The organism is Streptomyces sp. NPDC002580 (genome assembly GCF_042889485.1).
Classification (GTDB): Bacteria; Actinomycetota; Actinomycetes; order Streptomycetales; family Streptomycetaceae; genus Streptomyces.
The window spans coordinates 299,571-311,666 of the sequence record NZ_JBIAQZ010000012.1; the positions used below are offsets into that span (position 1 = coordinate 299,571).

Below are 12,096 nucleotides of genomic sequence, written 5' to 3' on the forward strand. Positions count from 1 at the left end.
CGGGACCTCACCTCTCGCGCCGTCCGCCAGGTAGTCTCCCGGCATGCTGCGCTTCCCCGGTCACGGCCACCGCGACTCCGACGACGTGGTCGTCGGCTCGCTGGATCTCGCCGCGCGCGTCGACGAGGCGCTCGCCGTGCAGGCACTCGCCTTCGGGCTCGGCGCCGACGAGATCGCCGTACGACGTCAGATCGTGCTGCGCCACCTCACCTACCCGGGAGCCCACGCCCTCGGAGCGACCACCGTCGACGGCCGGCTCGTCGGCTTCGTCTACGGCATGCCCAACGACCGGACGCACTGGTGGTCCACCGTCGTCGAGCCCTACCTGCGCGGACAGGGACACGACGGCTGGCTCGACGACTCCTTCGTGATCACCGAACTGCACGTCCACCCCCGCTTCCAGAACCGGGGAGTGGGCCGCGCCCTGATCACCACCATCACCGCCACCGCGACCGAACCCCGCTCGATCCTCTCCGCGATCGACATCGACAGCCCGGCCCGCGGTCTCTACCGCTCCCTCGGCTACGAGGACCTCGCCCGGCAGGTCCTCTTCCCCAGCGCGCCCAAGCCGTACGCCGTCATGGGCGCCCCCCTTCCGCTGCGACACCGCTAAACGGATTTCCGGGGACGGCCGCTGCCCGGCTAACCTCCTGACATCACCCTCACGCAGCAGGAGTCGAGAATCATGGCCCAGGTCCAGCGCATGTCCCGTTTGATGGTCAAGACATTGCGTGACGACCCGGCGGACGCCGAGGTGCTCAGCCACAAGCTCCTGGTCCGGGCCGGATACGTGCGCCGGACGGCCGCCGGCCTGTGGTCCTGGCTGCCGCTGGGCAAGAAGGTCCTCGCCAACGTGGAGCGGGTCGTCCGTGAGGAGATGGACGCCATCGGCGCCCAGGAGGTCACCCTCCCCGCCCTGCTGCCCAGGGAGCCGTACGAGGCGACCGGCCGCTGGGACGAGTACGGCCCCGAGCTGTTCCGGCTCCAGGACCGCAAGGGCGGCGACTACCTCCTCGGCCCGACCCACGAGGAGATCTTCACCCTCCTGGTCAAGGACCAGTGCTCGTCCTACAAGGACCTGCCCGTGATCCTCTACCAGATCCAGAACAAGTACCGCGACGAGGCCCGTCCGCGCGCCGGCATCCTGCGCGGCCGTGAGTTCCTGATGAAGGACTCCTACTCCTTCGACCTGGAGGACGAGGGCCTCGCCCAGTCCTACGCGCTGCACCGCGCCGCGTACGAGAAGATCTTCGCGCGCCTCGGCCTGGACTACCGCATCTGCGCGGCCACCGCGGGCGCCATGGGCGGCTCCAAGTCCGAGGAGTTCCTCGCCCCGGCGGCCGCCGGCGAGGACACCTTCGCCGACTGCCCGAACTGCGACTACGCCGCCAACACCGAGGCGATCACGTACGCGCTGAAGCCGGTCGACGCGGCGGACGTGCCCGCCCTCGAGGAGATCCCCACCCCGGACACCCCGACGATCGAGACGCTCGCCGCGTACCTCGACGTCCCCGCGTCCGCCACCCTGAAGAACCTGCTCGTCAAGGTGGACGGCGAGATCGTCGCCGTCGGCGTGCCCGGCGACCGCGACGTCGACATGGACAAGGTGGAGGCGCACTTCGCCCCGGCCGCCGTCGAACTCGTGACCGCCGAGGACTTCACCGGCCGCGAGGACCTCGTCCGCGGTTACGTCGGCCCGCAGGGACTGGAGAAGGTCCGCTACGTCGCCGACCCGCGCGTCGCCCCCGGCACCTCCTGGATCACCGGCGCCAACAAGGAGGGTATGCACGCCAAGAACGTCGTCGCCGGCCGTGACTTCGAGGTCGAGGAGTACGTCGACGTCGTGGTCGTGCGCGAGGGCGACCCCTGCCCTGCCTGCGGCACCGGCCTCAAGCTGGACCGTGCCATCGAGATCGGCCACATCTTCCAGCTCGGCCGCAAGTACGCCGACGCCCTCCAGCTCGACGTCCTCGGGCAGCAGGGCAAGCCGGTCCGCGTGACCATGGGCTCGTACGGCATCGGCGTCTCCCGCGCGGTCGCCGCGCTGGCCGAGCAGTCGGCGGACGACAAGGGCCTGTGCTGGCCCAAGGAGATCGCTCCCGCCGACGTGCACGTGGTCGCCGCCGGCAAGGCCCTGCAGACCGAGCTGGCGCTCGACGTGTCGGAGAAGCTGGCTGCCGCGGGCGTCCGCGTCCTGGTCGACGACCGCGCCGGAGTCTCCCCGGGCGTGAAGTTCACCGACGCGGAGCTCATCGGCGTACCGGCCATCCTGGTCGCCGGCCGCCGCTCGGCCGAGGGCGTCGTGGAGCTGAAGGACCGCCGCACCGGCGAGCGCGAGGAACTGACCGTCGAAGAGGCGATCGCCCGCCTGACGGCCTGACCGTTTCGCCCGACGGCGCCCGCGAGCCCCTCCCCGGGGCGAGCGGGCGCCGTCCGGCGTTCGGCCCACGACGCTCCCCGCCCGCACGGGTGGCGACGAACGACCTGACGCTCTCGCGAGCCCCGCGCGTGACGTGCCGCCGCTCGGCGCGTCGTACACGCGGGCGGGGGAGCGGAGTCCCGAGGTGCGTCGGCCGGCCCGGGGTGGGCACCGCCTCCGGACCGGGTCCGCCCGACGGTCCGGCTCCTCGGAGTCCCTCGAACTCCCCGCGGCCGAACGGTGGTCGGGCCGGGGGCCCTCAGAGCCAGCCGGCGAATTCCAGGAGCAGTTCGGCGTCCCGGAGCCGGCCGACCCGGCCCGCCCGGACGCCCGACTCGACCGCGCGGAACAGGGTCCAGCCGCGCAGCCGCTCCTGGTCCACGTCCAGCGACTCGGCGAGCCGCTTGACGCGGCGCCGCGTGATCGAGGGCCCCGACGGCGAGGCGATGAGGTCCTCCACCCGGTCGCGGACCAGCCGGGCCAGGTCGAACGCGCACTCGCCGACCACCGGGTCCGGGCCGACGGCCAGCCAGGGCGCGCGGTCCCCGGCGAGCACCTTGCTCTGCCGGAAGGTGCCGTGCAGCAGCCGTGGCTCGGACGGACCGGCCAGCAGCTCCTCGCGGGCCGTGAGCGCCGCGTCGACCAGGGCGACGAGCTCGGCCCCGCCCCCGGCCGCCGCCGTGGCCCGCATCGCCTCGGCCTGGCGCCCGGTCCGCTCCGCGACGGTCTCGAAGACATGACCGGCCGGCGGCTCGACCCACAGCCGCCGCAGCGTTCCCGCGGCCTCCAGCAGGGCCTTCGCCTCCGGCAGCGACCGTACGGACAGGTCCGGACGGAGCCGTTCGAGGAGCAGGACGCCGTGGGTGTCGCCGGGGTTCAGGAGACGGACCGCGCCGCGGCCGTCCCAGTGGGCGAGCGCCGCCCGCTCGCTCTCCGGACGCGCCCGCTCGGGTGCCAGCTTCAGCACCGCGGGTGTTCCGTCGGGCCGCCGCACCAGGACGACCAGACTGCTGCGTCCGCCCGGCGCCTGCACCCGCTCCACGGTCAACTCGCGCAGTTCGACGGCCTGTCGGGCCAGGTCGGGCAGCTTCTCCAGCCACGCGTCGGCTTCCGCCGGCCCGCTTCGCCGGGTTTCGCCCAGGGCCCGCAGGAGGCGCTGCGGCGGTTCGAAGGCCATGCCCGAGTCCATGCGCGAGAGGTTTCCTTTCCGGTCGCGTTACGTGGGCGAGGGCGCCGTGGCGGACGGGGTGCCCGCCCGCTCGGCGAGCCCAGGGAAGGCTACGCTCTCGCCGCTCCAGCGGACCGCCCGTACCGCCGCCTCGCGCAGCGCCCCGGCAGCGGTGCGCCGCCGGTCGCCCGTGGAGGCGCGTACGAGGTCGGAGTACACGGCGGCCACCCGCTCCTCCAGCTCGGCCGCGAACCGCACGGCCGTCGCGGTGTCCGTGACCTCGAAGGGCAGCACGTACGCGGCCGACGCGGCCTCCGGTGTCCCGCCCAGGTCCTTCACCGCCCGTGCCAGCTCGTCCCGGCGCGCCCGGTGGGCGTCGTACCCCGAACGGGCGTCCGCCCGGCGGGCCTCGCCGATCCTCCCGCCGACGACGCCGTAGCCGTAGACCGCCGCGTGCTCGGCGCGCAGTGCCGCCTGCAGGGCTCTGATCTCGGCTTCCTCGGATCCGTTCCGCTTGCTCACTTCGCCGCCTTCGTCAGCAGGTACGCGTGGGCCGCTCCGGCCGCCGCCACCGAGGCGAGCAGCCGGGCGAGTTCGCCGGGAACCTCCACCAGGGTCTGTGTCCGCTCGTCCGCGAGCGCGAGCTCGGCGGAGGCGAGGCCGGCGAGCGCGTCCTTGGGGCGGACCGGCACGTCGGGTGAGGCGCTCGCGGACGCGGAGGCCGATGCGGAGGCCGATGCCGACGGCGAGCCGGACGGTGCGGCGGACGCCGAGGCGGAGGAGGACGGCGATCCGGACGCGGAGGGTCCGCCGCTGCCCGCGCCGAACGCCTTCGCGTGCCGGACCGCCTCGGCCCGCAGCGGTTCGAGCCGTTCCGCCAGGTCGGGATGGGCGGTGATCACCGCGGTGTACCGGTCGGCCAGCGCCGTGCTGTCGCGGGCCCCGCGGGCGCGGGCCCGGTCCGCGGCCGAGGGGCTGCCGCCCGTCGAGTCGCCGGACGGCTCGGGAGCGGAACAGCCCGCGAGCGCGAAGGTGCCCGCGGCGGCCGCGAGCAGGGTCCTTCGGCGCGGACCCGACGGGGTGCGCGACGGCAGGGGGAACGACACGGCAGACGTCCTCGGAGGGCTCGTACGAATGTATGGGCGAGCTGCCCGTGATCACGGTACCCGCGCATGGGCCGATCGCCGCCCAGCGGCTCTCCTCCATCTGCTCCGGGCACGATTTCGCGGACGCCTTCGGGGCCCGTCCGGGCGAGCGCGCCCGCTCCGGTGGACGGCAACACCCTCCGCGACCGGATACCCTTTGACCTGACACGCGACCAACCCACAACAGCACACGCGGCCGAGGAGTCACCCGGATGAGCACGACCCAGAGCGAGAGGCTTCGAGAACTCCTGGATCCGCTCGTGAGCTCCCAGGGCCTCGATCTGGAAGAGATCGAAGTGGAGACCGTAGGCCGTAAGCGTGTTCTTCGCGTCGTCGTGGACTCGGACGAGGGTGCCGACCTGGACGCGATCGCCGATGTGAGCCGCGCGCTCTCGGCGAAGCTCGACGAGACCGACGCGATGGGCACGGGCGAGTACACCCTCGAGGTCGGAACACCCGGTGCCGAGCGCGAGCTCACGGAGCACCGCCACTACGTACGCGCCACCGACCGCCTGGTGAAGTTCCAGCTGGCGGAAGGCGGCGAACTGCTCGCCCGGATCCTGCTGGTCGAGGACGACGGTCTCGATGTCGAAGTGCCGGGCGTGAAGGGGCGCAAGCCCACCGCCCGCCGGCTCGCCTTCGAGGACATCGCCAAGGCCCGGGTCCAGGTCGAGTTCAACCGCAAGGACAAGAAGGAAGAGGAGGCGTAGCCGTGGACATCGACATGAGTGCCCTGCGGGGGCTGGTGCGGGAGAAGGAGATCTCCTTCGACCTGCTGGTCGAGGCGATCGAGTCGGCCCTCCTCATCGCCTACCACCGCACCGAGGGAAGCCGTCGGCGCGCACGCGTGAAGCTCGACCGTGAGAACGGTCATGTGACCGTGTGGGCGAAGGAGGACCCCGAGGACCTGGAGGAGGGGCAGGAGGCGCGCGAGTTCGACGACACCCCGTCCGGGTTCGGCCGCATCGCCGCGACCACCGCCAAGCAGGTCATCCTGCAGCGCCTGCGGGACGCCCAGGACGACGCGACCCTCGGCGAGTACGCGGGCCGTGAGGGCGACATCGTCACCGGTGTCGTCCAGCAGGGGCGCGACCCGAAGAACGTGCTCGTCGACATCGGCAAGCTGGAGGCCATCCTGCCGGTGCAGGAGCAGGTCCCCGGCGAGAACTACGAGCACGGGCTGCGCCTGCGCTCGTACGTCGTACGGGTGGCGAAGGGTGTCCGCGGTCCGTCCGTGACCCTCTCCCGTACGCACCCCAACCTCGTGAAGAAGCTCTTCGCGCTGGAGGTGCCGGAGATCGCCGACGGTTCCGTCGAGATCGCCGCCATCGCCCGCGAGGCCGGCCACCGCACGAAGATCGCCGTACGGTCCAACCGCAACGGCCTGAACGCCAAGGGCGCCTGCATCGGTCCCATGGGCGGCCGGGTCCGCAACGTCATGGCCGAACTGAACGGCGAGAAGATCGACATCGTCGACTGGTCCGACGACCCGGCCGACATGGTGGCGAACGCGCTCTCCCCGGCCCGGGTCTCCCGGGTCGAGGTCGTCGACCTCGCGGCCCGGTCGGCGCGCGTGACGGTCCCCGACTACCAGCTGTCGCTGGCGATCGGCAAGGAGGGCCAGAACGCCCGCCTCGCCGCCCGTCTCACCGGCTGGCGGATCGACATCCGTCCGGACACCGAGCAGCCCGACGAGCGGCACGGCGAGTAGTCCGAGGAATAGATCCGAGCCGTAGGTCGCTTACATCACGACAACAACCGTTCGATTTTTGCCCCAAAGGGGTGAGGTCGGTGCGGGGAGGTAGACTTAAGAGTGTCTGGCCGGACGCGAGCCCGCGCATGCCCTGAACGCACCTGTGTGGGGTGCCGGGAGCGAGCGGCCAAGAGAGACTTGCTGCGCATCGTGGCGGTCGAGGGTGAGTGTGTCCCCGATCCTCGCGGTACGCTGCCCGGCCGGGGTGCGTACGTGCACTCCGCCCTGGTCTGTCTCGACCAGGCGGTCCGCCGCCGGGCGATCCCACGGGCGCTGCGCGCCCAGGGACCGCTCGACACCGTGGCCTTGCGCCACTGCGTCGAGCAGGCAACACAGTAAAACGCGTCGCGCGGAACCCCCGTGCGGCCCTGGTACCCCGCGAGTTGGAAGTAGGTCGAGATTGCGATGAGCACTCGATGAGCACGCGATGAGTACGCCCATGAAGTAGCGACGGTCCGGACGCAGACCCGGACCTAAAAGGAGCGAAGTGGCTAAGGTCCGGGTATACGAACTCGCCAAGGAGTTCGGCGTAGAGAGCAAGGTCGTCATGGCCAAGCTCCAAGAACTCGGTGAATTCGTCCGTTCGGCGTCCTCGACTATCGAGGCCCCCGTCGTACGTAAACTGACAGATGCCCTCCAGCAGGGCAATGGTGGCGGCAAGCCCGCCGCACGCAAGGCTTCCCCGGCCAAGCCGGGTGCCCCCTCTCCGGCGCAGGCGGCCCGTCCGGCCGCCCCGCGCCCGCCGGCCCCGAAGCCGGCCGCGGCCGAGAAGCCCGCGGCTGGTCCGGTCACCCCGGCCGCCCCGGGCCCGCGCCCGGGTCCCAAGCCCGCGCCGAAGCCCGCTCCGGCGGCTCCGGCTCCGGCCGTGCCCGAGTTCACCGCGCCCCCGTCGGCGCCGGTCGCTCCGGCGGCCTCCTCGGCTCCCGCCGCGGGTCCCCGTCCGGGCGCCCCGCGTCCGGCCGGCCAGGCTCCGCGTCCGGGTACCCGTCCCGCCGGTGGTCCCGGTCAGGGCGGCCAGGGCCGTGGTGACCGTCCCGAGCGCGGCGGCGACCGCCCCGAGCGTGGCGGCGACCGTCAGGGCGCCCCGCGTCCCGGCGGCCAGGCCTCGCGTCCCGGTGCCCGTCCGGCCGGTCCCCGTCCGGGCAACAACCCGTTCACCTCTGGTGGTTCCACCGGCATGGCGCGCCCCCAGGCGCCCCGTCCGGGTGGCGCCCCGCGTCCCGGCGGTGCCGGTGCTCCCGGTGGCGCTCCGCGTCCCCAGGGTGCCGGTCAGGACCGTGGTCCCCGTCCGCAGGGCGGTCCCGGTGGCGCTCCGCGTCCGCAGGGCGGTCCCGGCGGTGCCCGTCCGACTCCGGGCGGCATGCCCCGTCCGCAGGGTGGCGCTCCGCGTCCCGGCGGCGCCCCCGGTGGTAACCGTCCGAACCCCGGCATGATGCCTCAGCGTCCGGCCGCGGGTACCCCGCGTCCCGGCGGTGGCCCCGGTGGCCGCGGTCCCGGTGGCGGCGGCGGTCGTCCCGGTGGTCCCGGTGGCGGCGGCGGTCGTCCGGGTGGCGGCGGCTTCGCCGGTCGTCCGGCCGGTCCCGGTGGCGGCGGTGGCGGTTTCGCCGGTCGTCCCGGTGGTGGCGGCGGCGGCTTCGCCGGTCGTCCCGGTGGTCCCGGTGGCGGCGGTGGCCGTCCCGGCTTCGGCGGTCGTCCCGGTGGTCCGGGTGCCCGTGGTGGCACACAGGGTGCGTTCGGCCGTCCCGGCGGTCCGGCGCGTCGTGGTCGCAAGTCGAAGCGGCAGAGGCGCCAGGAGTACGAGGCCATGCAGGCCCCGTCGGTCGGCGGCGTGATGCTGCCTCGCGGCAACGGACAGGCCGTCCGCCTGTCGCGCGGTGCGTCCCTGACCGACTTCGCGGAGAAGATCGGCGCCAACCCGGCGTCGCTCGTCGGCGTGATGATGAACCTCGGCGAGATGGTCACTGCCACGCAGTCCGTCTCCGACGAGACGCTGAAGCTCCTCGCGGACGAGATGAACTTCGTCCTCGAGATCGTCAGCCCCGAGGAGGAGGACCGCGAGCTGCTCGAGTCCTTCGACATCGAGTTCGGCGAGGACGAGGGCGACGAGGACGACCTCGTGGTCCGTCCGCCGGTCGTGACCGTCATGGGTCACGTCGACCACGGCAAGACCCGCCTTCTCGACACCATCCGCAAGACGAACGTCGTCGCGGGCGAGGCCGGCGGTATCACGCAGCACATCGGTGCGTACCAGGTCGCGACCGAGGTCAACGGTGAAGAGCGCAGGATCACCTTCATCGACACCCCCGGTCACGAGGCGTTCACCGCCATGCGTGCCCGTGGTGCGAAGTCGACCGACATCGCGATCCTCGTGGTGGCGGCCAACGACGGTGTGATGCCCCAGACGATCGAGGCGCTGAACCACGCCAAGGCGGCCGACGTGCCGATCGTGGTCGCGGTCAACAAGATCGACGTCGAGGGCGCCGACCCGACCAAGGTGCGCGGTCAGCTCACCGAGTTCGGTCTGGTGGCCGAGGAGTACGGCGGCGACACGATGTTCGTCGACATCTCCGCCAAGCAGGGCCTCAACATCGAGAGCCTGCTGGAGGCCGTGGTCCTGACCGCGGACGCCTCGCTCGACCTGCGGGCCAACCCGGAGCAGGACGCGCAGGGTATTGCGATCGAGTCCCACCTCGACCGCGGCCGCGGTGCCGTTTCGACGGTCCTGGTCCAGCGTGGCACGCTGCGCATCGGCGACACCATGGTGGTCGGCGACGCGTACGGCCGTGTCCGGGCGATGCTCGACGACAACGGCAACAACGTCGAGGAAGCGGGTCCGTCGACCCCCGTCCTGGTCCTGGGTCTCACCAACGTCCCGGGTGCCGGCGACAACTTCCTGGTCGTCGACGAGGACCGTACGGCGCGTCAGATCGCCGAGAAGCGCGCGGCGCGTGAGCGCAACGCCAACTTCGCCCGCCGGGGTGTCCGGTTCTCCCTGGAGAACCTGGACGAGGCCCTCAAGGCCGGTCTGGTGCAGGAACTCAACCTCATCATCAAGGGCGACGCGTCCGGTTCGGTGGAGGCTCTCGAGTCCTCGCTGCTCCAGCTCGACGTCGGCGACGAGGTCGACATCCGCATCCTGCACCGCGGTGTGGGTGCGGTCACCGAGTCCGACATCAACCTGGCGACCGGCTCCGACGCCATCGTCATCGGCTTCAACGTCCGCGCCGCGGGCCGCGCGGCGCAGATGGCGGAGCGCGAGGGCGTCGACGTCCGGTACTACTCGGTGATCTACCAGGCCATCGAGGAGATCGAGGCGGCCCTCAAGGGCATGCTCAAGCCGGAGTACGAGGAGGTCGAGCTCGGCACGGCGGAGATCCGCGAGGTCTTCAAGTCGTCCAAGCTGGGCAACATCGCCGGTGTCCTGGTCCGTTCGGGAGAGGTCAAGCGCAACACCAAGGCGCGCCTCATCCGCGACGGCAAGGTCATCGCGGAGAGCCTCAACATCTCCGGTCTGCGTCGCTTCAAGGACGACGTCACCGAGCTCCGCGAAGGGTTCGAGGGTGGTATCAACCTCGGCAACTTCAACGACATCAAGGTCGACGACGTCATCGCGACGTACGAGATGCGCGAGAAGCCGCGCTCGTAAAGCGGTTGTGTGAGCTGGCCGGCGGTGCTCTGTCACCGCCGGCCAGCTTGCCGTTTGAGAGATCACGCGCTTCCCCGCGTCCCTTTCCCGGGGCGCGGGGAACCGTGCGAGCGGCCCGGCCGCTCACCCGCCCGGTGGACGAGCCGGGAGCCCGGAAACCCCGTCGAGCGAGCCGACGGTTCGTTGTACGGTTCTGATGTCCCTGCCAAGCACATTGGCAGGTCATCTATCCCGTACCGGCGGGACATCCGGGCATCCATGTATGTGGGGACGCTGTCCTTCGATCTGCTCCTCGGCGATGTTCACTCGCTCAAGGAGAAACGCTCTCTCGTCCGGCCGATCGTCGCCGAACTCCAGCGGAAGTACGCGGTGAGTGCGGCCGAGACGGGCAACCAGGACCTTCACCGCAGGGCAGAGATCGGCCTGGCGGTGGTCTCCGGTGACACCACACACCTGACGGACGTACTGGACCGGTGCGAACGGCTGGTCGCGGCGCGACCGGAGGTGGAACTGCTGTCGGTTCGACGCAGACTCCACACAGACGAAGACTGACGGAACAAGCAAGGCGAAGAAGGAGACGGACCAGTGGCCGACAACGCGCGGGCGAAGAGGCTGGCGGACCTCATCCGAGAGGTGGTGGCCAAGAAGCTGCAGCGTGGGATCAAGGACCCGCGGCTCGGCACGCACGTCACCATCACGGACACCCGGGTCACCGGGGACCTCCGGGAGGCCACCGTCTTCTACACGGTGTACGGGGACGACGAGATGCGCGCCGAGGCGGCCGCGGGCCTGGAGAGCGCCAAGGGCGTGCTCCGCTCGGCCGTCGGCGCGGCGGCGGGCGTGAAGTTCACGCCGACGCTGACGTTCGTCGCGGACGCCCTGCCGGACACCGCGAAGACCATCGAGGACCTGCTCGACAAGGCACGGGCCTCGGACGCGGCGGTGCGCGAGGTCTCGGCCGGCGCGGCCTTCGCGGGTGACGCGGACCCGTACAAGAAGCCGGGCGAGGACGACGACGAGGACGACGCGGCCGAATGACGGAGAAGCACAGGACGCCCGACGGGCTTGTCATCGTCGACAAGCCGTCGGGCTTCACTTCGCACGACGTGGTCGCCAAGATGCGCGGGATCGCCAGGACGCGCCGGGTGGGCCACGCGGGCACCCTCGACCCCATGGCGACCGGTGTGCTCGTCCTCGGTGTCGAGAAGGCCACCAAGCTCCTCGGTCACCTCGCGCTCACCGAGAAGGAGTACGTCGGTACGATCCGGCTCGGCCAGAACACGCTGACCGACGACGCCGAGGGCGACCTCACCTCGTCGACGGACGCCTCCGGTGTGCGCCGCGACGCGATCGACGCCGGGGTCGCCAAGCTGACCGGCGCCATCATGCAGGTGCCGTCGAAGGTCAGCGCCATCAAGATCGACGGCGTGCGCTCGTACAAGAGGGCGCGTGAGGGCGAGGAGTTCGAGATCCCGGCGCGCCCGGTGACCGTCTCCTCGTTCGCGGTGTACGACGTCCGGGACGCGGTCGCCGAGGACGGCACCCCGGTGCTCGACCTGGTCGTCTCCGTCGTCTGCTCGTCCGGGACGTACATCCGGGCGCTCGCCCGCGACCTCGGCGCGGACCTGGGCGTCGGGGGACACCTCACGGCCCTGCGCCGCACCCGCGTCGGCCCGTACAAGCTGGACTCGGCGCGCACCCTGGACCAGCTCCAGGAGGAGCTGACCGTGATGCCGATCGCGGAGGCGGCCTCGGCCGCCTTCCCGCGCTGGGACGTGGACACCAAGCGGGCCCGGCTGCTGCTGAACGGTGTCCGGCTCGAGATGCCCGAGGAGTACGCGGGCCGCGGCACGGTCGCGGTCTTCGACCCCGAAGGGCAGTTCCTCGCACTGGTGGAGGAGCAGAAGGGCAAGGCCAAGAGCCTGGCCGTCTTCAGCTGAGGTCCACGCGCGGACGCCGGTCGAG

The 12,096-nt window shown here is 71.8% G+C and carries 12 protein-coding genes; 9 read left to right on the forward strand and 3 right to left on the reverse strand.

From position 1 onward, the window contains the following. The first annotated feature begins 43 nt into the window (after positions 1-43). Positions 44-613 carry a GNAT family N-acetyltransferase gene (locus ACFYW7_RS32810; protein ID WP_389509061.1) on the forward strand — a complete coding sequence of 190 codons (570 nt, stop codon included), beginning with the start codon at positions 44-46 and terminating at the stop codon, positions 611-613. Positions 614-685: 72 nt separating this feature from the next. Continuing rightward, on the forward strand, positions 686-2,380 hold the full coding sequence (locus ACFYW7_RS32815) for a proline--tRNA ligase (protein ID WP_389509064.1): 1,695 nt from the start codon (positions 686-688) through the stop codon (positions 2,378-2,380). 298 nt (positions 2,381-2,678) lie between these two features. Here the strand turns inward: ACFYW7_RS32815 and ACFYW7_RS32820 are convergent, their stop codons facing one another. From ACFYW7_RS32820 to ACFYW7_RS32830, 3 genes are read right to left on the reverse strand one after another with little or no spacing between them, the layout of a single operon-like run. Further along, positions 2,679-3,596, reverse strand: coding sequence for an aminoglycoside phosphotransferase family protein (locus ACFYW7_RS32820; protein WP_389509153.1), 918 nt, complete (start codon positions 3,594-3,596; stop codon positions 2,679-2,681). A gap of 39 nt (positions 3,597-3,635) precedes the next feature. Further along, a complete protein-coding gene (locus ACFYW7_RS32825) occupies positions 3,636-4,109 on the reverse strand; it encodes a ferritin-like domain-containing protein (protein WP_389509067.1) in 474 nt (157 codons plus the stop codon). Then, positions 4,106-4,693: a hypothetical protein gene (locus ACFYW7_RS32830; protein WP_389509069.1), complete on the reverse strand. Its 588-nt coding sequence runs from the start codon at positions 4,691-4,693 to the stop codon at positions 4,106-4,108. The genes ACFYW7_RS32825 and ACFYW7_RS32830 overlap by 4 nt, the downstream gene beginning before the upstream one ends. 251 nt (positions 4,694-4,944) lie before the next feature. On the opposite strand from ACFYW7_RS32830, the gene rimP reads away from it, so the two are divergent. From rimP to truB, 7 genes are all read left to right on the forward strand, one after another. Continuing rightward, positions 4,945-5,442, forward strand: coding sequence for a ribosome maturation factor RimP (gene rimP / locus ACFYW7_RS32835; protein WP_389509071.1), 498 nt, complete (start codon positions 4,945-4,947; stop codon positions 5,440-5,442). A 2-nt stretch (positions 5,443-5,444) separates the two neighbouring features. Beyond that, entirely contained in the window at positions 5,445-6,443 is a 999-nt protein-coding gene (nusA, locus tag ACFYW7_RS32840; RefSeq protein ID WP_389509073.1) for a transcription termination factor NusA, read from the forward strand. Positions 6,444-6,545: 102 nt separating this feature from the next. Further along, positions 6,546-6,824: a YlxR family protein gene (locus ACFYW7_RS32845; protein WP_389509075.1), complete on the forward strand. Its 279-nt coding sequence runs from the start codon at positions 6,546-6,548 to the stop codon at positions 6,822-6,824. Positions 6,825-6,972: 148 nt separating this feature from the next. Next, positions 6,973-10,131 carry a translation initiation factor IF-2 gene (infB, locus tag ACFYW7_RS32850; RefSeq protein WP_389509077.1) on the forward strand — a complete coding sequence of 1,053 codons (3,159 nt, stop codon included), beginning with the start codon at positions 6,973-6,975 and terminating at the stop codon, positions 10,129-10,131. 258 nt (positions 10,132-10,389) lie between these two features. Next, positions 10,390-10,683: a DUF503 domain-containing protein gene (locus ACFYW7_RS32855; RefSeq protein ID WP_351552929.1), complete on the forward strand. Its 294-nt coding sequence runs from the start codon at positions 10,390-10,392 to the stop codon at positions 10,681-10,683. Positions 10,684-10,716: 33 nt separating this feature from the next. Next, on the forward strand, positions 10,717-11,169 hold the full coding sequence (gene rbfA / locus ACFYW7_RS32860) for a 30S ribosome-binding factor RbfA (RefSeq protein WP_389509080.1): 453 nt from the start codon (positions 10,717-10,719) through the stop codon (positions 11,167-11,169). After that, positions 11,166-12,071, forward strand: a complete 906-nt coding sequence (gene truB / locus ACFYW7_RS32865; protein WP_389509082.1) for a tRNA pseudouridine(55) synthase TruB — start codon at positions 11,166-11,168, stop codon at positions 12,069-12,071. The genes rbfA and truB overlap by 4 nt, the downstream gene beginning before the upstream one ends. The last annotated feature ends 25 nt before the right edge of the window (positions 12,072-12,096 follow it).

Coding starts and splice junctions, on each gene's coding strand:
- ACFYW7_RS32815 (WP_389509064.1), top strand. CDS start 686: ATGGCCCAGGTCCAGCGCATGTCCCGTTTGATGGTCAAGACATTGCGT.
- rimP (WP_389509071.1), top strand. CDS start 4,945: ATGAGCACGACCCAGAGCGAGAGGCTTCGAGAACTCCTGGATCCGCTC.
- ACFYW7_RS32855 (WP_351552929.1), top strand. CDS start 10,390: ATGTATGTGGGGACGCTGTCCTTCGATCTGCTCCTCGGCGATGTTCAC.
- ACFYW7_RS32810 (WP_389509061.1), top strand. CDS start 44: ATGCTGCGCTTCCCCGGTCACGGCCACCGCGACTCCGACGACGTGGTC.
- truB (WP_389509082.1), top strand. CDS start 11,166: ATGACGGAGAAGCACAGGACGCCCGACGGGCTTGTCATCGTCGACAAG.
- ACFYW7_RS32820 (WP_389509153.1), bottom strand. CDS start 3,596: ATGGCCTTCGAACCGCCGCAGCGCCTCCTGCGGGCCCTGGGCGAAACC.